The sequence below is a fragment of the Curtobacterium sp. MCPF17_050 genome, assembly GCF_003224435.2.
Classification (GTDB): Bacteria; Actinomycetota; Actinomycetes; order Actinomycetales; family Microbacteriaceae; genus Curtobacterium.
In genome coordinates this window covers 1375992-1398144 of record NZ_CP126250.1, presented here as the reverse complement: position 1 = coordinate 1398144, position 22153 = coordinate 1375992, and the positions used below count along the sequence as shown (strand labels likewise).

Genomic DNA, 22153 nt, shown 5'->3' with positions numbered 1-22153 from the left:
GGCCCACCACCGGTCCGGTGGTGGGCCTCCCGTCCGGCACGGCCGAGCCGCCGCTGGCGCGTCGCACCGGACCGGCGGCCGCTCAGTCGACCGCGAGCGCCTCCGTCGGTGGCACACGCATCGCGCGTCGCACCGGCGCGACCGTCGCGACGACCGCGAGGACGAGCGCCCCGACCACGACGATCGCGATCGTCAGCGGCGGCAGGACGGGCGTGACGACCGAGCCGAGCACGCCGAGCAGCGTCTGCCCGCCGAGCCACCCGTAGAACGTGCCGAGCACGAGCCCGGTGACGACGGCGGCGACCACCATCTGCACGGCCTCGGTGACGATCATCCGACGGACCTGCACACCGGTCAGTCCGAGCACGCGGAGCAGCCCGAGCTCCCGACGGCGCTGCAGGACGCCGAGCGCGAGGGCGTTGACGACCCCGACGGCGGCGATCACGGCCGAGAACCCGACGATCACGCTCACGACGGCGTTGAGCTGCTCGAAGAAGCTCCGCTGCTCCTCGAGCATCGCGGGCGTCATGCCGTCCACGCCGGACAGGGTCGACTCGGTGACGTGCTGCATGATGCCGAGCGCCACGGCGAAGGTCACGAGCAGCGTGACGCCGATGACGAGCCCGATGGTGGCACGGGCGGACCGCGCCGGAGCACGCATGGCGTTGCGCCCGGCGAGCAGGACCACCGGGTCGTGCGCGCCGATCCGGCCGATCGCCTGCAGCACCGGGGGCATGACGATCGTCGCGCCGACGGCGACCCCGGCGAAGGAGACGAAGCCGCCGAGCGCCGCCGGCAGGACGGCGAGCGGGGTGACGGCGCTCAGCGCGAGCCCGAGGACGGCGAGGAGCGCGCCGCCGGACATGAGGACGATCGCCCAGACCTTGCGCGCTGTGCCGGACCGGACGTCGTCGTGGCTCGGCTCGACGCTCGACGACAGGGCCTCGAGCGGGGTGACCGTGAGCACGCGGCGCGACCCCGCGGCGAAGGCGCCCCAGGTCGCGAGGACCACCGCGACCACCGGCAGGACGAGCTCCCACGGCACGAGGGTGTACGAGCGGTCCGGCAGGAAGCCGTTCCCGCGGAGGACGGTCACGAACACCGCCGACAGCCCCGTGCCGACCAGGGCGCCGACGACCCCGCCGACCAGCCCGACGAGCAGCCCGGTGCGGGTGATGCGGGACCGGATGGACGCCCCCGTGGCGCCGACGAGCCGCTGCAGGGCGATGACGCGGGTCTGCCCGGCGATGAGGGTCGCGCACGTGTTGGCGGTGACGATCGCCCCGACGTACAGGGCGATGCCGAGGAAGAGCCACCCGATCACCGAGAGGATCGCCTTGACGGTGGCGACGTCGTCCAGCGGGCTCATCGCCATCGCCTCGGTGACGATGCCGGGTGCGATGACGAGCGCGGAGCCGAACGTCGTGCCGAGCGCCGCGACGAGGACGGTCGGAGCGAACTGTCGGAGCCCGTTCACGCGGCGGCCTCCATCCCGAGCATCGTGGCGGAGATGTCCGCTGCTGCCATCGCGGGGCGGTCGGCGACGATCCGGCCGTCGGCCAGGAACAGGATCCGGTCCGCGTTCGCCGCCGCCACGGGGTCGTGCGTGACCATCACGACGCTCTGCCCCCAGTCGGCGACCGCACCGCGCAGGATGGCGAGCACGTCACGGCCGGTGCGGGAGTCGAGCGCGCCGGTCGGCTCGTCGGCGACCACGACGGCGGGTCGGGAGGCCAGCGCGCGGGCGATGGCGACGCGCTGCTGCTGCCCGCCGGAGAGCTGGTGGGGTCGGTGTGTGAGACGGTTGCCGAGGCCGAGCATCTCGACGAGGCGGTCGATCCACACCGACTCCTCGCGGTCCGGCTTGTGGCCGCCGAGCAGGAACGGCAGCCGGATGTTCTCGCTGACGTCGAGCGTCGGCACGAGATTGAAGGACTGGAACACGAAGCCGAGACGGCGACGACGGAGTTCGGTGAGTTCCCGGTCGCCGAGGCCGGTGATGTCCGTGCCGTCGATGGTGATGCGACCGGACGACACCTGGTCGAGTCCGGCGGCGACGTGCATGAGGGTGGACTTGCCGGAGCCGGACGGGCCCATGACGGCGGTGAACTCGCCCGCGCCGATGTCGACGCTGACGTCGTCGAGCGCCGTCACCCGGCGCGAGGCGTCACCGTAGTGCTTGGACACGTGGTCGAGACGGATGATCGGAGCGTGGTTGGTCATGGCTCCACGATCGCGTCCGGGAGGACCGTCCCGCGTCCGTCGCCTGGCTCGCGTCCGTCATCCGTTCGGCTCGGTTCCCCCGTCCGGGTCCGCCTGACGGATGATGTTTCAGTCGCCCTTGGTGACGAGCCCGTACTCGTGGGCGAAGACGACCAGGCGGACGCGGTCCCGCAGTTCGAGCTTCGTCAGGACCCGCGAGATGTGGGTCTTCACGGTCGCCTCGCTGACGTACTCGTGCTTCGCGATCTCGGCGTTGCTGAACCCCCGGGCCGCGAGGTCGAAGATCTCGCGCTCGCGGGGCGTCAGGTCCGCGAAGGCGGGCGGCACGCTCTGCCGCTGCTCTGCCGGGTCCTCGTAGCGACGCAGGAGCTCGCGGGTCGCCGAGGCCGCGAACACCGTCGTGCCCGCGTGCACCGTGCGGATCGCCGCGAGCAGGAACTCGGGGTCGGCGTCCTTCAGCACGAAGCCGCTCGCACCGGCCCGGATGGCCTTCGCGGCGGCTTCGTCGAAGTCGAAGGTGGTGAGGACGAGCACCTTGGCGGACGCACCGCTGTCGACGATCCTGGCCGTGGCGGTGATGCCGTCCATGACCGGCATGCGGACGTCCATGAGCACGACGTCCGGGCGGCTCTGCCGGACGAGTTCCACGCCCTCCGCGCCGTCACCCGCTTCGCCGACGAACTGCAGGTCGGGCTGCGACCCGATGAGCATCCGGATCCCGGTGCGGAAGAGTGCCTGGTCGTCGACGAGGGCGACGCGGATCCGTGCCGGCTCGGTGCTGCTCGTGCTGTCCGCGGTGGTCATCTCGTGCTGCGCTCCTGATCGGTGGACGGGATCGTGGCCCGGGGCATCTGCCCGGTGGCGGGTTGGGCGGGCATCCGGACCTCGACGGCGAAGTCGTCGCCTCGGGGTCCCGCGGTCATGCTCCCGCCGGACATGGTGGCACGCTCGCGCATGCCGACGAGTCCGTGTCCGGTACCGGGTCCCGGTCGGTCGTCCTCGGCGCGGCGGTTCACGACGGCGATCTCGACCGTGTCCGGGCGGTAGGTCAGTCTGGCCCGGACGGGTGCACCGCGCGCGCCGTGCTTGTACGCGTTCGTCAGGCTCTCCTGCACGATGCGGTACACGGCGAGCTGCGTGGTCGTCGGCAGCGCGGACGGGTCGCCCTCGCGCTCGACCTGCACGTCGAGGCCGACCTCCCGCATCTGGCCGACGAGCTGTTCGATGTCGTCGACGTCCGGCGTGGGCGCGGTGCCCTGCTCGTGGCGGAGTGCTCCGAGCAGCTCGCGGACGTCCCCGAGGGCCCGACGTGCGGTCGACCCGATCGTGCCGAGTGCTTCGTCGGCGAGGGACGGGTCGGCGCGCAGGGCGTACCGTGCGCCGTCGGCCTGGGCGATCACCACCGCGAGTGAGTGCGCCACGATGTCGTGCATGTCGCGGGCGATGCGGACCCGTTCCTGCTCGATCGCCACGGCGCGGTCGGCCCGGGCGGCGTCACGCTCGGCGAGCAGCTGCGCCTCCCGGCTCATGCCCGCGGCACGCCGGGCGCGGGCGACGACACCACCGAGCCACGGCAGGAGGAGGACGGCGAGGACGATGACGAGGTACGCCAGCAGCGTCTTCAGCGTCTGGTCCCACGCGTCGGCCTGCGAGGACCCGTAGTCGACCTGCCGGGCCCACTCCTGGGCCGCCGAGTAGACCGCCGCGACCACGCTCCCGAGGACGGCCGACACGAGCCCGGCGACGCGGGTCTTCCGACCGCCGTACGCGCTCGTCGTGTACATGACGCCCGCGATCATGATGTCGAAGAGGTTGCCGCGCTGCGCCGTCACCATCTGGAACACCGCGGTCAGCCACGCGAGCGCGAGCGCCAGACCGGGAGCGGACCGCCGCAGCGCGAGCGCGACGACGAAGCCGCCGATGGCCGCGAGGATGACGACCTGGTCGACCCCGCCGACCGACAGCACGGCGAAGACCCCGCCGGCGAAGAGGGCGATCAGGACGTCGACCACGACCTGGTTGCGGAGCATCGGACGGAACACCTGACCACGGTAGGCGGCGGGATGCGTCGCGCGCGTCCGACGACGGGATGACCCCTGCTCCGCGGTCCGCATCGGCCTGGTCCGGGTCAGAACCCGAGGCGTCCGAGCTGCTTCGGGTCCCGCTGCCACTCCTTGGCGACCTTCACGCGGATGTTGAGGTAGACGTGCCGCCCCAGGAGCCCCTCGATCTCGACGCGCGCACGAGTGCCGACGTCCTTGAGCCGACCGCCCTTGTGACCGATCACGATGGCCTTCTGGCTGTCCCGCTCGACGAACAGGTTCGCGAAGACCCGCAGCGGGCCGTCCGGGTCGTCGTCCGCGTCCGGCTCGACGACGTCCTCGATGACGACCGCGAGCGAGTGCGGGAGTTCGTCCCGCACGCCCTCGAGCGCGGCTTCCCGGATGAGCTCGCCGATGCGCTCCTCGTCGGTCTCCTCGGTCACGGCCTGGTCGTCGTACAGCTGCGGCGACTCCGGCAGCAGCGACACGACCTCGTCGAGGAGGTCCTCGAGCTGCAGGCCCTCGGTGCCCGACGTGGGGATGATCGCGTCCCACTCGCGCAGTCGCGAGACCGCGAGCAGCTGCTCGGCGACCTTCTCCTTGCCGGCACGGTCGATCTTCGTGACGATCGCGACCTTCCGAGCGCGCGGGTACTGGTCGAGGGTGTCGTTGATGAAGCGGTCGCCCGGGCCGATCGGCTCGTTCGCCGGCACGCAGAAGCCGATGACGTCGACGTCGCCGAGCGTCGACTGCACGAGGTCGTTGAGCCGCTCACCGAGCAGCGTGCGCGGCCGGTGCACCCCGGGGGTGTCGACGACGATGACCTGTCCGTTCGGCCGGTGCACGATCCCGCGGATGGCGCGGCGCGTCGTCTGCGGCTTCGAGGACGTGATCGCGACCTTCTGCCCGACCAGGGCGTTCGTCAGCGTGGACTTGCCGACGTTCGGACGGCCGACGAAGGAGACGAACCCCGCACGGTAGGGGGTGGTCGTCTCGGGGGCGGCGTCGGTTCCGGGGTCCGTCATGTGGTTCGTGTTCCCGTCGTGGTGGTGTCGGTGTCGCCGAAGGCCTGCTCGGCCGACGCGAGGTCGGTGGTGCGCTCGGCGAGCACCGTGATGAGGTGGCGCCGCTTGCCCTCGACGCGGTCGGCGGTGAGCACGACGCCGGACACGGTGACGGTGTCCCCCGCGGACGGCAGGTGGCCGAGCTCCTTCGTGAGCAGACCGCCGGCCGTGTCGACGTCGTCGTCGTCGAGCTCGATGCCGAACAGGTCGCCGAGCTCGTCGATCGGGAGCCGCGCCGAGATGCGCCAGCGCCCCGGCTCGACCTCGGCGCGGTCGACCACGGCACGGTCGTACTCGTCCGAGATGTCCCCGACGAGCTCCTCGATGAGGTCCTCCATCGTCACCAGGCCGGCGACCCCGCCGTACTCGTCGACCACGAGCACGAGGTGGTTCTTCGCGAGCTGCATGTGGCGCAAGGTGTCGTCCGCGGGCTTCGACTCCGGCAGGAACTCCGCCGGTCGGAGCATCGTGCGGACCGACCGCGACCCGACCTCGGGCCGTTCGTACAGGGCCCGGGCGAGGTCGCGGAGGTACGCCACGCCGAGCACGTCGTCGCTGTCGCGACCGGTCACCGGCATCCGGGACACGCCCGTGGCGAGGAACTGCTCCATGACGGCGGCGACCGTGTCGTGCGCGTCGGCCGTCACCATGTCGGTGCGCGGCACCATCACCTCGCGGACCAGGGTGTCGCTGAACGCGAAGACCGAGTGGATGAGTTCGCGGTCGTCGGCCTCGAGCACGTTGCTCTCCGTGGCCTCGTCGACGAGCGACAGCAGCTGCTCCTCGCTCGAGACACTGGAGGCGCTCCGGACCCGGCCCGGCGTCACCCGGTCGCCGATCGCCACGAGGAGCCCGGCGAGCGGACCGAGCACGATGCGGACACCGCGGACGAGTCCGCCCGTCGCGGCGATGATGCCCCCGGCGTGCGCGCGACCGACACTGCGCGGGCTCGAGCCGACGAGCACGAAGGACACCGCGGTCATGATCGCCGCGGACAGGATCAGCGCGACCCACCACGTGTCGGTCACCCGGACGAGGGCGATCGTCACGAGGACCGCGGCGGCCGTCTCGGCGAGCACGCGGAAGAAGTTGAGGGCGTTGACGTGCGCGCCGGGGTCGTCCGCCAGCGCCTCGACGGCACGGCGGCGCTTGCTCCCGCGGGCGATCTCCTCGAGGTCCGCGCGGGACAGCACGGAGAGCGCGGAGTCGGCGGCCGCGAGCAGTCCACCGAGGACCACCAGCACGAACGCCACCGCGAGCAGACCGGTGACGAGGAGCACTGCGGTCACCGCCCCCGACGCTGGGCGGCGAAACCGCGGAGGATCTCGCCCTGCAGGCCGAACATCTCGGCCTTCTCGTCCGGCTCGGCGTGGTCGAACCCGAGCAGGTGGAGGATGCCGTGGCAGGTGAGCAGGAGGATCTCGTCGAGGGTGGAGTGCCCCGCGGTCCGCGCCTGCTCCTCGGCCACCTGCGGGCAGACGACGATGTCACCGAGGAGCCCGGCCGGCGTCGGCTCGTCCTCGGTGCCGGGACGCAACTCGTCCATCGGGAAGCTCAGGACGTCGGTGGGGCCGGGCTCGTCCATCCACCGGATGTGCAGCTGCTCCATCGCGCCCTCGTCGACGAAGACGATCGCGAGCTCGGCGTCGGCGTGCACGTGCATGGCGTCGAGCGCGAAGGCGGCGAGGCGCTGGACGGTGTCCTCGTCCACCGCGACGCCGGACTCGTTGTTGAGCTCGATGCTCACCGGGTGCCTCCTCGGCGGTCGTCCTGGTGCTCGGAGCGCTTCGCGGCCTGCTCGGCGAGCCGTTCCTCGTCGTGGACCGTGTAGGCGTCGACGATCTTCCCGACCAGGGTGTGGCGGACCACGTCCTCGCTGCCGAGACGGGCGAAGTGGATGTCCTCGACGTCCCGCAGGATCCGCGTCACGAGACGCAGCCCCGAGACGTTGCCCGGCAGGTCGACCTGCGTGATGTCGCCCGTGATCACCATCTTCGAGCCGAAGCCCAGACGGGTGAGGAACATCTTCATCTGCTCGGGCGTGGTGTTCTGCGCCTCGTCGAGCACCACGAAGGAGTCGTTGAGCGTCCGCCCGCGCATGTAGGCGAGCGGTGCGACCTCCACCGTGCCGGCGGCGAGGAGCTTCGGGACGAGCTCCGGGTCCATCATCTCGTTGAGCGCGTCGTACAGCGGGCGGAGGTACGGGTCGATCTTGTCGGTCAGCGTCCCCGGCAGGAACCCGAGCCGCTCACCGGCCTCGACCGCGGGGCGGGTGAGGATGATCCGGGAGACCTCACGGCGCTGGAGGGCCTGGACGGCCTTCGCCATCGCCAGGTACGTCTTGCCGGTACCGGCCGGCCCGATGCCGAACGTGATGGTGTTCTCGTCGATCGCGTCGACGTACGCCCGCTGCCCGTCCGTCTTCGGACGGACCGACTTGCCGCGGCTCGACACGATCGGCGTGCCGAACACGTCGGACGGGCTGCGGTCCGCGTCGATGATGCGGGCCGAGTTCGGGATGTCCGACTGGCCGATGTCCTGCCCGCGCCGGACCATGCCGACGAGTTCGTCGACGAGCGCACGCGCGCGGGTGACGTCACGCTCCGGACCGGACAGCGAGACCTCGTTGCCGCGCACGAGCACGGTCACGCTCGGGTACTGGCGCTCGACGGTCTTCAGCAGGCGGTCCTGCGGCCCGAGCAACTGCACCATGGCGATGCCGTCGACGGTGAGCTCTGAGACGGACACGGGCTCGGAGACGGACTCCGGCTCGGTGGTGGCTGGTTCGTCAGCTGGCAAGGGTGCCTTCCTGCAGGTCTCCTGCGAGTACGTGCGCATGCACGTGGAACACGGTCTGACCGGCGGCTTCGCCGGAGTTGAACACGAGTCGGAACTGACCGCCCGCACGCTCGTCAGCGATGCGTTGAGCGGTCGCCACGACGTGGGCGAGCAGTCCGGGGTCCGCGCTCGCGAGCTCGCTCACGGTCGCGTACTCCTGGGTCTTCGGGACGACGAGCACGTGGACCGGGGCCTTCGGCGCGATGTCCTCGAAGGCGATGATGCGGTCGTCCTCGGCGACGATCGTGGCCGGGATCTCACGCGCGACGATCTTCGTGAAGACGCTGGGCTCGGTGCTGGTCATGGCACCATCGTAGAACGCGCAACCGACGCCATGCCCTCCGCCGTCCGAGCCGGGTCCGATCAACGCGGTGGCCGCTCACCAGCGTCCGAGCCGTGCCTGCAGCACCGCGAGGGCGGCCGGTCCGGCGGTGGAGGTCCGCAGCACGGTGTCGCCCAGGCGCACCCGGACGGCGCCGGCCGTCTCGAGCCGTTCGAGTTCGGACGGGTCGATGCCGCCCTCCGGGCCGACGACGAGCGCGATCTCGTCCGTCTCCGCCGGTGGTTCCCAGGTGGCCAACCGGACCGTCGCGGTCGGTTCCAGCAGGACCAGCGTGCGCCGCGCCTCCCGTCCGGGTGCCGCCGGAGCGGCTCCTGCCCCTCCGGCGAGCTGCGCCGTGGTCACCGGAGCGAGCACCTGCGGGACCCGTGACCGGACCGCCTGCTTCGACGCCTCCTGCGCGATGGCCGCCCAGCGGGCCCGGCCCTTCTCGACCTTCGGGCCGTCCCACCGCGAGACGCTGCGGGCGGCCGCCCACGGCACGACGCGGTCGACGCCGATCTCGGTCGCGGCCTGCACCGCCATCTCGTCCCGTCCGCCCTTCGCGAGGGCCTGCACGAGGGTCAGCGACGGCCGCGGGGCCTCGTCGACCTCCACCGCCTCGACCGTCAGGACCAGCGAGTCCTTGCCGACCGAGGCCACCGGTCCCGTGACGACCGTGCCCCGGCCGTCCGACAGGCGGAGCTCCTCGCCGACGCGGACCCGCGACACCGTCACCGCGTGCCGACCCTCGGCGCCGTCGAGCGACACCCGGGCGCCCACGGCGACGTCGTCGAGCGCGTCGACGAGGTAGAGCGAGGCCATCAGAAGTTGAAGAACCGGTCGCGGAGCTTGCCGAACATGCCCTGCTGGAAGCGGGACAGCTGCGGGGCGCCGGCCTTGTGCGTCTTCGCCAACTGCTCGACGAGCTGCCGCTCCTTGTGCGAGAGCTTGGTCGGGGTGACCACGTGCACGCCGACCTTCAGGTCGCCACGGCCAGAGCCGCGCAGCTTCGTGACGCCGCGGTCCTTGATCACCAGGACGTCGGCGCTCTGCACGCCCGGACGGAGTTCGAGCTCCACCGGACCGTCCAGCCCGTCGATGGTCGTCGTAGCGCCGAGGATCGCGTCCGTCATGGGCACCTCGAGCGTGGCGAGGAGGTCGTCGCCGTCGCGGCTGAACACGTCGTGGTGGCGCACCCGGACCTCGAGGTACAGGTCACCGGCGGGACCGCCGGCGGGACCGACCTCGCCCTGGCCGGGCATCTGCAGCCGGAGACCGGTGTCGACGCCGGCGGGGACGTCCACCGGCACCGTCCGACGGGCCCGGACACGGCCCTGGCCCTGGCAGGTCGGGCAGGGGTTCGGGATCACGGTGCCGTAGCCGCGGCAGGTGCCGCAGGGGGCGCTCGTCACGACGTTGCCGAGGAGCGAGCGGACCTGGCGCTGGATGTGTCCGGAGCCGCCGCAGATGTCACACGTCTGCGGACTCGTCCCGGGCGCGCAGCACGAGCCACCGCACGTGTCGCAGAGGACCGCCGTGTCGACCTCGAGGTCCTTGTGCGTGCCGAAGACGACCTCGTCGAGGTCGACCTCCAGCCGGAGCAGGGCGTCGCCGCCGCGCTCGGCACGACTGCGCGGACCGGTCCCCCGGCCGCCACCGCCGCCGCCGCCCCCGAAGAAGGCGTCGAAGATGTCGCTGAAGCCGGCGCCCCCACCGCCGAAGGGGCTGTCCTGCCCACCGGCGTCGTAGCGACGACGCTGTTCCGGGTCGCTCAGGACGTCGTACGCGTGCGTGACGTCCTTGAAGCGCTCTGCCGCGTCGGGGCTCGGGTTCACGTCGGGGTGGAGTTCCCGCGCGAGCCGCCGGTACGCCTTCTTGATGTCGGCATCGGAGGCGTCGCGCGGGACGCCGAGGACGTCGTAGTGGTCTGCCAAGTGTTCCTCAGGGGGTGCGTGGGTGGGCGGGGGTGGTGACGGACGCGGCGGTCAGTTCTCGCCGAGCAGCCGCGACAGGTAGCGGGCGACCGCTCGGACAGCGGCCATGTTCGTGCCGTAGTCCATCCTGGTCGGACCGAGGACGCCGAGTCTGGCGATCTCACCGCGCGCGGCGAGGTAGCCGCCCGCGACGATGCTCGTCGCGTCGAGACCGTACTCCGCGTTCTCGGCACCGATGCTCGCCGCGACCGCGATGTCGTCGACCTGCATCTCCCCGAACAAGCGGAGCAGGGTGACCTGTTCCTCGATCGCCTCGAGCACCGGGAAGAGTCCGCCGGAGAAGTCCTGTTCGCTCTTGGCCAGGTTCGCCGCGCCGGCCATCAGCAGGCGGTCCTGACGGTTCGCCGCGACCTGCTCGACCAGGCTCGCCACGACCACACCGGCGAGCGGCTGGACCTCCGGACGGAGCTGACCGGGGATGGCCCGGAGCGCGTGCGGTGCATCCTGCAGCGGCAGGCCCACCGTGGCGCCGTTCACGACGGACCGCACCTCGGTCAGGGCGGACTCGTCGAACGGGACGTCGGTCTCGATCACGCGCTGCTCGACCCGTGCGGTGTCGGTGATGAGGACCACCATGAGCCGGGTGTCGGCGAGACGGACCAGTTCGACGTGCTGCACGCGGGCGTGACCCATCGTGGGGTACTGCACGAGCGCGACCTGGTTCGTCAACTGGCTCAGCAGCCGGACCGTCCGGGTGAGGACGTCGTCGAGGTCGTTCGACGCACCGAGGAAGGTCTCGATCGCCTGACGCTGGGCACCTGAGAGCGGTCGTGCGGCCGCGAGGTGGTCGACGAACACCCGGTAGCCCTTGTCGGTGGGCACCCGCCCCGACGAGGTGTGCGGCGCGATGATGAGTTGTTCGTCCTCGAGCTGCGCCATGTCGTTCCGGATCGTGGCCGCGCTCACGCCGAAGGCGTGCCGCTCGACGATCGTCTTCGAGCCGACGGGCTCACGGGAGGCGACGTAGTCGCGCACGATGGCCTTGAGGACCTCGAGACTGCGTTCGCTGACCATCGGTTCCCCTTCCGCTCGTGCTGACCTGCGACCGGCTGGCACTCTCACCGGTCGAGTGCTGATCTTACGCCTGACCGCCGACGTCGCGGGACTTCTGCACAGGTGGCTCGGTACGCTGCGGGCATGAGCTACGGACAGGAGCCCGGCGGCCCCGAGCAGCACCGGGACGGCAAGCCCGACGGACGGCAGTACCCCGGAGGGCAGTACGCCGGTGGGCAGCACCCCGGCGGGCAGCAGCCCGGCAACGGTCAGCAGTACGGCGGGTGGGAGCGCCCCGGGCAGCAGTACCCGGCCGGGTACCAGCCGCCGCAGCCGATGACCCCCGAGGACCAGCGCCTCTGGGCGACCCTGACGCACGTCGGCGGCATCTTCTTCAACATCCTGGTCCCGCTCGTCGCCTACCTCGTGCTGCGGGACCGCGGACAGTTCGTCCGCGAGCACACCCGGGTGGCACTGAACTTCCACATCACGATGGCCATCGCCTACTTCGCCGGCGGCCTGACGTCCGTGCTCGGCATCGGGTTCCTCGTCATCGCGGCCGCCGCGATCGTGTCGATCGTGTTCGGCATCATGGCGGCCATCGCCGCGAACCAGGGCCAGTTCTACAAGTACCCGCTCTCGATCGAGTTCTTCAAGCCCTGACCTCGTCCGGGAGCTAGTCGAGCAGGTCGCGCACGACGGCGTCCGCCAGCAGGCGGCCCTGCAACGTCAGCTCCAGGGAGCCGCCGAGCGCAGCCCGACCGTCCACGAGCCCACGTGCGATGAGCCCGGCGACGCGGCTCCGGGCCTCCTGGCGGAGCTCGTCGATGCGCAGCTCACCGCGCACCCGCGCGGCGAGCAGCACGCGCTCCACGTACCGTGTCTCGGCGTCCAGCGTCTCGCGACCGGCCGCCGGCGACACGTCCTGCAGCACCCGGTTCGCGTACGCGGCCGGGTGCTTGACGTTCCACCAGCGCGTCCCGGCGACCGCCGAGTGCGCACCGGGGCCGACGCCCCACCAGTCGTGGCCCTTCCAGTAGGACAGGTTGTGCCGGCTCGCGTGCTGCGGGCCGCGCGCCCAGTTCGAGACCTCGTACCAGTCGTACCCGGCGTCCCGGAGCACCCGGTCGGCGAGCTCGTACATGTCCGCGGCGAGGTCGTCGTCGGGTGCGGGGAGTTGCCCCCGCGAGACCGCGCGGCCCATCGCGGTGCCGTCCTCGACGATGAGCGAGTACGCCGAGACGTGGTCCGGCGCGCAGGCGATCGCGGCGTCGAGCGACGTCCGCCAGTCGTCGAGGGACTCCCCCGGCGTCGAGTAGATGAGGTCGAGGCTGACGTCGAGGCCCTGCTGCTTCGCCAGGTCGACGACGACCGGCACCCGCTCGGGGTCGTGCGTGCGGTCGAGGGTCGCCAGCACGTGCGGGACCGCGGACTGCATGCCGTAGCTCATCCGCGTGAAGCCAGCCCGCTGCAGGGTCGCGATCGAGTCGGCGTCGACGGAGTCCGGGTTCGCCTCGGTCGTGACCTCGGCCCCGGGGACGATGCCCCACGTGTCGTCGATCGCCCTGAGGATCATCGCCAGGTCGGACGCCGGGAGCATCGTCGGGGTGCCACCGCCGAAGAAGACCGTCGAGACCGGGCGGCGCGGAACGCCGGAGCGCTCGAGCACCTGGTCGGCGAAGGCGATCTCCCGCAGCGCGTGCCCCGCGTAGTCGTCACGCCGCACCCCGCGGAGCTCGGACGCGGTGTAGGTGTTGAAGTCGCAGTACCCGCAGCGCACCCGGCAGAACGGCACGTGGACGTAGACGCCGAAGGGGACCTCGCCGGTGCCGGGGGCCGGTTCGACCAGTCCGTCCGCGGGAGCGGGGTCGGCGATCGGGAGAGCACTCGGCATGGGGTCCATTCTCCGTCATCATGGACGGCATGGAGCACCAGCCCGTCACTCCCCCGGCCCCCGTCCCCACCACGGTGTTGTGGGACATCGACGGCACGCTCGTGCGCAACGCCGCGTCACCGGGCAACCTGTACCACCTGGCGCTCGAGCGGGCGCTCGGCCGCGACCTGCCGCTGCTCGTCGGCCACCAGCACGGCCGGACCGACGCCGGCATCATCGTCGAGCACGTCCGAGCGCACCATCTGGAGGACGAGCTCGTGCCGACGGTGAGCGGCCACCTGCGCGACCTGTCGGAGGAGCGTCACCGGTCCGGGGACCGCCGCACACCCGCCCCGGGCGCGATCGACCTCGTCCGGCACTTCGCCGCGATCGGCTGGCGGAACGGCCTGCTCACCGGCAACTCCGCCCACCGTGCCCGGATCAAGCTGCTCGGCGCGGGCTTCGACGTCGACGCCTTCGACTGGGACCACTCGTACTTCGGGGACGAGCAGGTCGAGCGGTCCGGGGTGACGGCCCTCGCGGCCGCCGCACTCAGCGGGACCCGGGCGGTGATCGTCGGCGACACGCCCCGCGACGGCGAGGCCGCGGACGCCGTCGGGATCCCGTTCCTCGCGGTCGCGACCGGCGTCTACGACGTCGACGCACTCCGGGCGACGAGCGCTGTGGCGGTCGCCCGCGACTGCGTCGCGGACGCACGCCTCATCGAGGACGCGATCGCGCGTCTCGCGCCGCTGGCGTAGGGAGGGGTGACCGGAGCGTCGGACCCGCTGCGGGCCTCCAGGCCGGGAGGCCCGACGTCGGTCCGTCAGGTGGGTCGCCCGGGTGGGTGACGGCCTGGTCAGTCGCCGCGCAGGGCGGCGAGGTACTTCTCGGCCATCACGCGCTGCTGGCGGCGCACCAGGGGGGCCACGAAACGCCACTTCCGGCTCGCCGGCTGCGAGAACTGCCGGACCTGCAGCCACACCGACCCGTCCGGCGTGCGCTCGACGACGAAGGACTCCTCGCCCGACAGCGGGTGCCCCTCGAGGGTGCCGTAGGCGAAGCCCTTCCGGTCGCGCTCGTCGATGATCGCCACGACCCGCACCGGCGCGTGCACCGTCTGCCCGAACGCGTGCATCGTCAGCGTCGCCGTCGTGCCCGCCGTCACGAGCGGGGTGCCGTCCGGCGTGGTCCGCTCGACCCGGGCCGACCCGATGGAGGCCGGGGCGATCGGGACGCCGTGCTCGTCGAACGTGACCGGGTTGTACCGCACCTCGTCGTCCTCGGGCGCGTCCTCGACCCGCACGCCCATGCCGCTGCGCTCCTGGATCTGCCACGTCAGCGCCTGCATGACGGCGGTCTCGAAGCGCTGGTCACCGTGCCCGATGCGGGCGCGGGACTCGGCGGGCGTGAAGCCCTCCGGCGGGTAGGTCATCAGGTCCGAGGCCTGGGTCGCGCCGACCGCGCCGTACGTCAGGGCGGTCCGGTGCTGCCCGCGGCTCACTTCTTCTTCTCTTCCACGTCACCGGAGAGCGCCGCGATGAAGGCCTCCTGCGGCACCTCGACCCGACCGATGGTCTTCATGCGCTTCTTGCCCTCCTTCTGCTTCTCGAGGAGCTTGCGCTTCCGGGTGATGTCACCGCCGTAGCACTTCGCCAGGACGTCCTTGCGCATGGCGCGGATGCTCTCGCGGGCGATGATGCGGGCGCCGATCGCGGCCTGGATCGGGACCTCGAACTGCTGACGCGGGATGAGCTTCCGCAGACGCTCGGTCATCAGCGTGCCGTACGCGTAGGCCTTCTCACGGTGCACGATCGCGCTGAAGGCGTCGACCTGGTCGCCCTGCAGCAGGATGTCGACCTTCACGAGGTCGGCCGCTTGGTCGCCGGTGGGCTCGTAGTCGAGGCTGGCGTAGCCCTGCGTCTTGCTCTTCAGCTGGTCGAAGAAGTCGAACACGATCTCGCCGAGCGGGATCTCGTAGCGGATCTCGACCCGGTCCTCGCCGAGGTACTCCATGCCGAGCAGCGACCCGCGCCGCTGCTGGCAGAGGTCCATGATCGCGCCGACGTAGTCCTTCGGGGCGAGGATGGCCGCCCGGACCATCGGTTCGCGGACCTCGACGATGCGGCCGGTCGGGAACTCCGACGGGTTCGTGACCTCGGTGACGGTGTTGTCCTCGGTCGTGACCTCGTAGACCACGCTCGGCGCGGTCGTGATGAGGTCGAGGTCGAACTCGCGCCGCAGCCGCTCGGTGATGATCTCGAGGTGCAGCAGGCCGAGGAAGCCGCAGCGGAAGCCGAAGCCGAGCGCCACCGACGTCTCCGGCTCGTAGACCAGCGCAGCGTCGGACAGCTTCAGCTTGTCGAGCGCCTCACGGAGCACCGGGTAGTCGCTGCCGTCGATCGGGTAGAGGCCCGAGAACACCATCGGCTTCGGGTCCGTGTACCCGGACAGTGCCTCGGTCGCCGGACGCTGCGCGCTCGTGACCGTGTCACCGACCTTGGACTGGCGGACGTCCTTCACGCCGGTGATGAGGTACCCGACCTCGCCGACGGAGAGCCCCTTGGTCGGCGTCGGCTCCGGGCTCGACACCCCGATCTCGAGGATCTCGTGCGTCGACTTGGTCGACATCATCTGGACCTTCTCGCGCGGCTTGATCGAACCGTCGATCATGCGCACGTACGTCACGACACCGCGGTAGCTGTCGTACACGGAGTCGAAGATCATCGCGCGGGGTGCGGCGTCGACCGTGCCGACGGGCGCCGGGACGGTCCGCACCACGCGGTCGAGCAGCTCCGCGACGCCCTGTCCGGTCTTGCCGGAGACCCGCAGCACGTCCTCCGGCTCCCCGCCGATGAGCTGCGCGAGTTCGGCGGCGTACTTCTCCGGCTCGGCGGCCGGCAGGTCGATCTTGTTGAGGACCGGGATGATCTCGAGGTCGTTCTCGAGCGCCAGGTACAGGTTCGCGAGCGTCTGGGCCTCGATGCCCTGTGCGGCGTCGACGAGCAGGATCGCGCCCTCGCACGCGGCCAGGGAGCGGGACACCTCGTACGAGAAGTCGACGTGGCCCGGCGTGTCGATCATGTTCAGCGCGAAGGTCTCGCCGTCGAGCTCCCACGGCATGCGGACGGCCTGGGACTTGATCGTGATGCCGCGCTCGCGCTCGATGTCCATCCGGTCGAGGTACTGCGCACGCATCGCCCGGTCCTCGACGATGCCGGTGATCGACAGCATGCGGTCGGCCAGCGTGGACTTGCCGTGGTCGATGTGCGCGATGATGCAGAAGTTGCGGATCGCGGCGGCCGGCGTCGAGGCGGGCTCGAGCGGCGCAGATGCTTGTGGGCTCACGGTTCCTCGGGGTGGGTCGGACGGTCCGACGATTGTCCCATGCTCGCGCCTCGGCGGCGCGCAGTGTGCGGGTGTCCGTGGACGGTCAGGGCGTCGGCAGGGCCCCGAGACCGCGACGGAGGTCCTCCGGCGTCGCCGCGAGACAGACGCGGATCCAGCCCTCGCCGGTCCGACCGAACGCGCTGCCCGGTGCGACGGCGACCCGCTCACGCTGCAGGAACGCGAGCGCCCACTCGGCGACGTCCCCGTCCGTCGCGTGCGACACGTCGATCCAGAGGTAGAACGCGCCCTTCGGGTCGTTGTACCGGATGCCGGCGGCGTCGAGCACGCCGGTGGCGACCTCCAGGTTCCGGCGGTAGTGCTCGCGGGCGTCCTGCACGGGCGAGTGGTCGCCGACGATCGCCGCGAGGGCGGCCCACTGGTCGGGTTCGGCCACGCAGCTGATGATCGACTCCTGCACGGTCCGCATCGTCGGACCGAGGCCCTTCGGGGTCACGAGGTACCCGACCCGGACGCCGGTCATCGCGTACGTCTTGCTCAGCGAGAAGGCCGAGAACACCCGGTCGTCCTCGTCGAGCGACGCCAGGCTGACGTGCCGGGTGCCGTAGGTGAAGTACTCGTACACCTCGTCGCTGATCACCCACAGGTCGTGGCGCTTCGCGAGGGCCAGCAGGTCCCGCAGCGTCTGCTCGCCGAAGACGGAGCCGAGGGGGTTGGACGGCGAGTTGACGACGATGGCGCGCGTGCGGTCGGTGATCCGCGCCTCCAGGGCGGCCAGGTCGGGCTCGAAACCGTGCGCCGGCGACAACTGGTACGGCACCGGGTCGGCACCGATGATGTGCGCGTTCATCGTGAAGGTCGTGTACCCGGGATCCGGCACGAGGACCTCGTCCCCGGGCGAGAGCACGAGCGTCATCGCGGTGAACAGCGCCTGCGTCGCCCCGACCGTCACCCACACCTGCTCGAGGTCGACGTCCACCCGGTTCTCGCGCCGGAGCTTCTCCTGGATCGCCTGGCGCAGCTGCGGGATGCCGCCGTTCGGGCCGTAGTCGGTGCGGTCCTCGGCCCATGCGCGGCGGGCGGCGTCACCGATGTGCTTCGCGACCGGGACGTCCGGCTCGCCGATCACGAGCATCGTCACGTCGTCGAGGAGTGACGCCTGCTCGAAGACCCGGCGGATGCCCGAGGGCGGGACGGTGTCGATGCGGGGCGCGAGGGACGGCATCCCGTCACCGTAACCCGTCACGATCCCGCCGCGTGTCCGACGTGTTGCGCTTTGGTGACGCGGGGTCGGCCTGGTAACGTTGCTGGCTGGCTTACGCGTTCCGTCGCCCACGGGTGGAACGCGATGCGACGAAGGGCCCCTCTACCCGGGATCGCAACCACCCGTCCGAGACGAAACCAGGAGCAACACGCATGGCGAACATCAAGTCGCAGCTCAAGCGCATCAAGACCAACCAGAAGGCCACCGACCGCAACAAGGCGTACAAGTCGGAGCTGAAGACGTACATCCGTCACACCAACGAGGCCATCGCCTCGGGCGACAAGGACAAGGCCGTCGCCGCCCTGTCGCTCGCCGCGAAGAAGCTCGACAAGGCCGTGAGCAAGGGTGTCATCCACAAGAACCAGGCCGCGAACCGCAAGTCGGCCATCGCGAAGAAGGTCTTCGCGCTCTGATCTGAGTCGCTGACGACCGAAGGCCCTGCACCGGTGGTGCGGGGCCTTCGTCGTTCCCGGGGTGCTGCGGTGCGGTGCGGCCGCGGTGCGGTGCGGTGCGGTGCGGTGCGGCCGCGCGGCGTCAACTGGTTTCCGCCCGCCGCATCCGGTCCACACCACGGGGATCAGCGGTTCGAACGGGAAGTCGTTGTGCGCTGCCGGACGGAACCGCGGCTGGGCGCGGCGGCGTGCGGGCGGCGCCAGCGCTCGGCCGGGAGGCCCGGAGGCGTCAGCGGGCCTCGCCGCGCCGGGCGATGGTGCGGACCATGAGCTCGAGGGCGAAGTGCGCGTCACGGGAGCCGCCCTTCACGGCGGCGTCCGCCTCGGCGATGCTCGTGATCGCGTTCGCGAGGCCGGCTTCGCTCCACCCGGCGACGTCCCGTTGCGCGCGCTGCACCTGCCACGGCGCGAGGCCGAGCGCGGAAGCAGCCTGTCCGCTCGAGCCGCGGAAGGAGCTCACCTTCGCCATCGTGCGGATCTTGCTCGCGAAGGCGGCGACGATCGGGACCGGGGCCTCACCGGTCGCGAGGGCGTGCCGCAGTTCGACGATCGCCGGGGCGGACCGACCGGCGAGGGCGATGTCCGCCACCTTGAAGGCGTTCGTTTCGACCCGGCCGCCGTAGTACTTGTCGACGGTGCGGTCGGTGATCTCGTCGGCTTCGTCGGCGAGGAGCTGCCGGCACGCGGCGGCGAGTTCGGCGAGGTCGTCGGCGAACGCGGCGACGAGCGTCCGCACCGCCGACGGCGCGATCTTCCGACGGGCGGCACGGAACTCCGCGTTGACGAAGTCGATCCGGTCGGTGTCGCGCTTGATCTCGTCGCACTGGACCTCGATGCCGCCGCCGACCCCGCTGCGGATGGTGTCGAGGAGCTTCTTGCCCCGCACTCCCCCACCGTGTCGGAGCACCAGGGTGACGTCGTCGGCGGGACCCTGGAGGTACGAGATGCTCTCGGTGATGAAGGCGTCCGTGCACTTCTCGACGTTCGTGACGCGCACGAGACGGGGTTCGCCGAACAGGGACGGGCTCGCCAGGGTCGCCAGCAGGCCCGGGGCGTACTGGTCGGCCTCGAGGTCGTGGACCTCGAGTGCCGGGTCCTCACCGACGAGCAGGTCGCGCAGCATGCCGATCGAGCGCTCGGCCAGGAAGGTCTCGGCACCGGTGACCAGGACGACCGGGGCGGGACGGATCGCCGACCACGGGACCTGGTCGATCTTCGCTGCGGCGCGCGCGGGCTTCTTGGCGGGCATGCGGGTCCTTCCGGTGGTGCTGGGCGGCGACGCCGGCCCTCCCGCTGCACGGTCGGCAGGAGCGGTCGGGGTCGCCTCGATCCTACGGGCGTCAGCCGACGGCCCGGGCCGACGACGGAGACCGGGGCTGCGGGCCTGCTGCCCGTGCGGCGGATGCCCTGGTCCGGACCGTCGTCGTCATCGTGGCGCTCGGTCCACACCTCGAGCGGGCGAGGACCGGCCGGACCGTCGCTTCCTCCGGCAGCACCGTCATCGGCACCGTCGCCCCCGTCCGTCGGTTCTCCGCCCCGGATGACGATCGTGCCCGACCGGTCCGTCCGGTACGGGGTGGTACCGGCATCGACGAGCATCTCCAGCGCCCGCTCCGTCGGGTGCCCGTAGTCGTTGTCCGCCCCGACGCCGATCAATCCGACACGGGCGGCGAGCACGCGGTAGAGGTCCGGGTCTTGGTCGGCGGATCCGTGGTGCGCGACCTTGACGACGTCCACCGGGGACAGGGTCTCCGGTGGGGCCGTCCGCAGGAGCCGCCGTTGCGCGTCCTCCCCCAGGTCCCCGAGCAACAGCGCCGTCGTGCACCCCGGGCAACGCCGGCCCGGTGCCGGGTCGATCCGTAGGACGATGCTCGCCGCGTTGCCCGAACGGTCGTCGCCCGCTGGTGGCCAGATCACCCGCCATCGCAGGTCGCCGAGCACGCCCCCGGTCCCGTCGGCGGTACGGCGGACGTCGACACCGGCCGTCTGGAGCTCGGACACCACGCGCACGTCCGCGGGCCGGCCGACCGGTCCGACGAGGGCGATGTCCACCTCACCCGCGACCTCGTCGACCGCACCGACGTGGTCACGGTCGAAGTGCGTCAGGACGAGCAGGTCGATGTGCTCGACGCCGAGCAGGGTGAGGCATGCCCGGAGTCGCTCGGGGTCGTCGCCGGTGTCGACCAGTGCCGTCTGCCCGTCGCTCCTGAGCAGGGTCGCGTCGCCCTGGCCGACGTCGCACATCGCGGTGGTCCAGCCCGTCGGCACCGTACTGCGGACGAGCACGTCGGGCACGGTGACCGCACCGACACCGAGGACGACCGTCACCGCCGCTCCGACGCAGGCCAGCCGTCGGACCCGCCCTGGACGGAGCACCGCGACCACCAGCACGGCGCAAACCACGGTCGCGAGGAAGACCCCGACCGGGGCAGCCGGCCACGGGGCCGAGGCCGCCGGCAGTGCCGCGGCGCGGTCCGCGATCTCCCCGATGCCGGCAGCGGGGACCCACCCGACGGTCGCGAGGAGCTGCGCTCCGGACGGCCACAGCGGGGCGAGGAGGCACGCCACGAGCCCCACGACGGTCGCGACCGGTGCGAGCACCTCGGCGAGCAGGTTGGCCGGCACGGCGTAGGTCGGCAGCGTGGGAGACAGCGCGACCGTGACTGGCCAGCACGCGATCTGTGCGGCGACGGGTACGGCGACCGCGGCGGCCACCGGGGGCCAGAACCGCCGCGTGAGCAGCTCCGTCAGCGGTGGGCCGAGCACCACGATCCCGGAGGTCGCCAGGACCGAGAGCGCGAACGCGGGTGACCGCGCCACCCACGGGTCGGCGACGAGCATCCCGATGGCAGCGAGCGCGATGAGCGGTACACCGCGTACCGGGCGCCCGGTCACGTGCACGACGAGCGCCACGATGGCCATCACTGATGCCCGGGTGATGGACGGGTCCGGCCGCACGAGCACCACGAACCCGAGCAACACCACGACGGCAGCGCCGGCACGCACCGCACGAGGAGCACCGAACGCCCGTCCGAGCAGCACCACCAACGCGACGATGACGGCGCAGTTCGACCCGGAGACGGCAGTGAGGTGGGTCAGGGCAGCGGCTTCCATGGCCCGCTCGGTGTCCGCGTCGAGTCCGGACCGGTCGCCGATGGCCAACCCGCGGAGCAGTGCGGCACCGGGTTCCGGCAGGTCGGCGGTGACGGCGACGAAGGCGGACCGGGCGACTGCGGTGCCGCCGAGCAGGCCGTGCGGCGGTGCGGCCGGACCGAGGTCACCACGGACGAAGAGGACGAACACCGTCGGCGCTCCGGGCTCGTCGGCCTCGAGCTGACCGCGCACCTGGACGACCGACCCGGCCGCGAGCGCCTCCCGACGCGGTTCGTCGAGCGCGGGCACGATCCGGACCGGGACGCGCAGGCCGTCGTGCCGCGGGGTGCGCGCTCCGACCGCCAGGAGCGTCCCGACCACGGACCGGTCCGCGGGCGGGAGGTCACGGTCGAGGCGCACCTGCGCGTGGACGGTCCGGCCAGACACGGCGCGGACCGCCGCTGGCTCTCGTCGTCCCTGGCCCACCGCGACCGCCACGGACACCAGAGCGACGAGGAGCGCGGCCGTGAGCACCAGGGCCGCCACTGCCCGCACCGAGGCGGTCACACCCGGTCCGGAGGGTCGTCGGTCGACGGCGAGGCTGCCCGACCGCGCCGGTCTCTCCCGGCGTCGGAGCACGACCGTCA

20 protein-coding genes and 1 pseudogene are annotated in these 22153 nt (G+C 71.7%); 3 read left to right on the top strand and 18 right to left on the bottom strand.

Annotated elements, in window-relative coordinates:
- Positions 1 to 82: 82 nt before the first annotated feature.
- The 12 genes from DEJ34_RS06640 to hrcA all read right to left on the bottom strand — a co-directional run bounded on the left by DEJ34_RS06640 (position 83) and on the right by hrcA (position 11497).
- A complete protein-coding gene (locus DEJ34_RS06640; protein WP_110825319.1) occupies positions 83 to 1477 on the bottom strand; it encodes an ABC transporter permease in 1395 nt (464 codons plus the stop codon).
- Positions 1474 to 2223 (bottom strand): ABC transporter ATP-binding protein, encoded by a 750-nt coding sequence (locus tag DEJ34_RS06635; protein WP_110899969.1) that lies wholly within the window; start codon positions 2221 to 2223, stop codon positions 1474 to 1476. Before DEJ34_RS06635 ends, DEJ34_RS06640 begins: the two co-directional genes overlap by 4 nt.
- 108 nt (positions 2224 to 2331) lie before the next feature.
- Positions 2332 to 3027, bottom strand: coding sequence for a response regulator (locus DEJ34_RS06630; protein ID WP_110889640.1), 696 nt, complete (start codon positions 3025 to 3027; stop codon positions 2332 to 2334).
- Positions 3024 to 4265 carry a sensor histidine kinase gene (locus DEJ34_RS06625; protein ID WP_110900115.1) on the bottom strand — a complete coding sequence of 414 codons (1242 nt, stop codon included), beginning with the start codon at positions 4263 to 4265 and terminating at the stop codon, positions 3024 to 3026. The genes DEJ34_RS06630 and DEJ34_RS06625 overlap by 4 nt, the downstream gene beginning before the upstream one ends.
- 86 nt (positions 4266 to 4351) lie before the next feature.
- Complete coding sequence (era, locus tag DEJ34_RS06620; protein WP_110825316.1) at positions 4352 to 5290, bottom strand: GTPase Era; 939 nt, start codon at positions 5288 to 5290, stop codon at positions 4352 to 4354.
- Positions 5287 to 6609 carry a hemolysin family protein gene (locus DEJ34_RS06615; RefSeq protein ID WP_110910927.1) on the bottom strand — a complete coding sequence of 441 codons (1323 nt, stop codon included), beginning with the start codon at positions 6607 to 6609 and terminating at the stop codon, positions 5287 to 5289. Before DEJ34_RS06615 ends, era begins: the two co-directional genes overlap by 4 nt.
- A 5-nt stretch (positions 6610 to 6614) precedes the next feature.
- Positions 6615 to 7076, bottom strand: coding sequence for an rRNA maturation RNase YbeY (gene ybeY / locus DEJ34_RS06610; protein ID WP_110825315.1), 462 nt, complete (start codon positions 7074 to 7076; stop codon positions 6615 to 6617).
- Positions 7073 to 8167 (bottom strand): PhoH family protein, encoded by a 1095-nt coding sequence (locus DEJ34_RS06605; RefSeq protein ID WP_110910928.1) that lies wholly within the window; start codon positions 8165 to 8167, stop codon positions 7073 to 7075. Before DEJ34_RS06605 ends, ybeY begins: the two co-directional genes overlap by 4 nt.
- The gene (locus DEJ34_RS06600; RefSeq protein ID WP_110889639.1) at positions 8118 to 8471 is read right to left on the bottom strand and encodes a histidine triad nucleotide-binding protein; all 354 of its coding nucleotides are present in this window, start codon (positions 8469 to 8471) and stop codon (positions 8118 to 8120) included. The genes DEJ34_RS06605 and DEJ34_RS06600 overlap by 50 nt, the downstream gene beginning before the upstream one ends.
- Before the next feature lie 75 nt (positions 8472 to 8546).
- Positions 8547 to 9311, bottom strand: coding sequence for a 16S rRNA (uracil(1498)-N(3))-methyltransferase (locus DEJ34_RS06595; protein WP_110910929.1), 765 nt, complete (start codon positions 9309 to 9311; stop codon positions 8547 to 8549).
- A complete protein-coding gene (dnaJ, locus tag DEJ34_RS06590; RefSeq protein ID WP_110825311.1) occupies positions 9311 to 10423 on the bottom strand; it encodes a molecular chaperone DnaJ in 1113 nt (370 codons plus the stop codon). Before dnaJ ends, DEJ34_RS06595 begins: the two co-directional genes overlap by 1 nt.
- A gap of 51 nt (positions 10424 to 10474) precedes the next feature.
- On the bottom strand, positions 10475 to 11497 hold the full coding sequence (hrcA, locus tag DEJ34_RS06585; RefSeq protein WP_110825310.1) for a heat-inducible transcriptional repressor HrcA: 1023 nt from the start codon (positions 11495 to 11497) through the stop codon (positions 10475 to 10477).
- Between the two features lie 123 nt (positions 11498 to 11620).
- Between hrcA and DEJ34_RS06580 the strand changes: the two genes are divergently transcribed.
- Positions 11621 to 12139 (top strand): DUF4870 domain-containing protein, encoded by a 519-nt coding sequence (locus tag DEJ34_RS06580; RefSeq protein WP_258368243.1) that lies wholly within the window; start codon positions 11621 to 11623, stop codon positions 12137 to 12139.
- 13 nt (positions 12140 to 12152) lie between these two features.
- Here DEJ34_RS06580 and hemW read toward each other — a convergent pair whose 3' ends face one another.
- The gene (hemW, locus tag DEJ34_RS06575) at positions 12153 to 13370 is read right to left on the bottom strand and encodes a radical SAM family heme chaperone HemW (protein WP_110910950.1); all 1218 of its coding nucleotides are present in this window, start codon (positions 13368 to 13370) and stop codon (positions 12153 to 12155) included.
- 29 nt (positions 13371 to 13399) lie between these two features.
- On the opposite strand from hemW, the gene DEJ34_RS06570 reads away from it, so the two are divergent.
- The gene (locus DEJ34_RS06570) at positions 13400 to 14110 is read left to right on the top strand and encodes an HAD family hydrolase (RefSeq protein WP_181419592.1); all 711 of its coding nucleotides are present in this window, start codon (positions 13400 to 13402) and stop codon (positions 14108 to 14110) included.
- 98 nt (positions 14111 to 14208) lie between these two features.
- Here the strand turns inward: DEJ34_RS06570 and DEJ34_RS06565 are convergent, their stop codons facing one another.
- The 3 genes from DEJ34_RS06565 to DEJ34_RS06555 all read right to left on the bottom strand — a co-directional run bounded on the left by DEJ34_RS06565 (position 14209) and on the right by DEJ34_RS06555 (position 17922).
- A complete protein-coding gene (locus tag DEJ34_RS06565) occupies positions 14209 to 14853 on the bottom strand; it encodes a DUF1990 domain-containing protein (RefSeq protein ID WP_258367534.1) in 645 nt (214 codons plus the stop codon).
- Positions 14850 to 16697 (bottom strand): translation elongation factor 4, encoded by a 1848-nt coding sequence (gene lepA / locus DEJ34_RS06560; protein WP_110889635.1) that lies wholly within the window; start codon positions 16695 to 16697, stop codon positions 14850 to 14852. The genes DEJ34_RS06565 and lepA overlap by 4 nt, the downstream gene beginning before the upstream one ends.
- An 85-nt stretch (positions 16698 to 16782) precedes the next feature.
- Positions 16783 to 17922 (bottom strand): pyridoxal phosphate-dependent aminotransferase, encoded by a 1140-nt coding sequence (locus tag DEJ34_RS06555; protein WP_110899962.1) that lies wholly within the window; start codon positions 17920 to 17922, stop codon positions 16783 to 16785.
- Between the two features lie 191 nt (positions 17923 to 18113).
- Here DEJ34_RS06555 and rpsT point away from each other — a divergent pair, with 191 nt between their 5' ends.
- A complete protein-coding gene (gene rpsT, locus DEJ34_RS06550) occupies positions 18114 to 18374 on the top strand; it encodes a 30S ribosomal protein S20 (RefSeq protein WP_110910930.1) in 261 nt (86 codons plus the stop codon).
- 268 nt (positions 18375 to 18642) lie between these two features.
- Here rpsT and holA read toward each other — a convergent pair whose 3' ends face one another.
- The gene (gene holA, locus DEJ34_RS06545; protein ID WP_110825304.1) at positions 18643 to 19662 is read right to left on the bottom strand and encodes a DNA polymerase III subunit delta; all 1020 of its coding nucleotides are present in this window, start codon (positions 19660 to 19662) and stop codon (positions 18643 to 18645) included.
- 839 nt (positions 19663 to 20501) lie between these two features.
- Positions 20502 to 21527: pseudogene (locus DEJ34_RS15745) on the bottom strand (ComEC/Rec2 family competence protein); the annotation flags it as partial.
- Positions 21528 to 22153 lie beyond the last annotated feature (626 nt).

What these genes read in the sequence shown, in the direction of transcription:
- DEJ34_RS06635 (WP_110899969.1), bottom strand. Translation starts at nt 2,223, where the DNA reads ATGACCAACCACGCTCCGATCATCCGTCTCGACCACGTGTCCAAGCAC.
- DEJ34_RS06630 (WP_110889640.1), bottom strand. Translation starts at nt 3,027, where the DNA reads ATGACCACCGCGGACAGCACGAGCAGCACCGAGCCGGCACGGATCCGC.
- era (WP_110825316.1), bottom strand. Translation starts at nt 5,290, where the DNA reads ATGACGGACCCCGGAACCGACGCCGCCCCCGAGACGACCACCCCCTAC.
- DEJ34_RS06605 (WP_110910928.1), bottom strand. Translation starts at nt 8,167, where the DNA reads ATGCGCACGTACTCGCAGGAGACCTGCAGGAAGGCACCCTTGCCAGCT.
- DEJ34_RS06600 (WP_110889639.1), bottom strand. Translation starts at nt 8,471, where the DNA reads ATGACCAGCACCGAGCCCAGCGTCTTCACGAAGATCGTCGCGCGTGAG.
- DEJ34_RS06595 (WP_110910929.1), bottom strand. Translation starts at nt 9,311, where the DNA reads ATGGCCTCGCTCTACCTCGTCGACGCGCTCGACGACGTCGCCGTGGGC.
- hrcA (WP_110825310.1), bottom strand. Translation starts at nt 11,497, where the DNA reads ATGGTCAGCGAACGCAGTCTCGAGGTCCTCAAGGCCATCGTGCGCGAC.
- DEJ34_RS06580 (WP_258368243.1), top strand. Translation starts at nt 11,621, where the DNA reads ATGAGCTACGGACAGGAGCCCGGCGGCCCCGAGCAGCACCGGGACGGC.
- hemW (WP_110910950.1), bottom strand. Translation starts at nt 13,370, where the DNA reads ATGCCGAGTGCTCTCCCGATCGCCGACCCCGCTCCCGCGGACGGACTG.
- DEJ34_RS06570 (WP_181419592.1), top strand. Translation starts at nt 13,400, where the DNA reads ATGGAGCACCAGCCCGTCACTCCCCCGGCCCCCGTCCCCACCACGGTG.
- DEJ34_RS06555 (WP_110899962.1), bottom strand. Translation starts at nt 17,922, where the DNA reads ATGCCGTCCCTCGCGCCCCGCATCGACACCGTCCCGCCCTCGGGCATC.
- rpsT (WP_110910930.1), top strand. Translation starts at nt 18,114, where the DNA reads ATGGCGAACATCAAGTCGCAGCTCAAGCGCATCAAGACCAACCAGAAG.
- holA (WP_110825304.1), bottom strand. Translation starts at nt 19,662, where the DNA reads ATGCCCGCCAAGAAGCCCGCGCGCGCCGCAGCGAAGATCGACCAGGTC.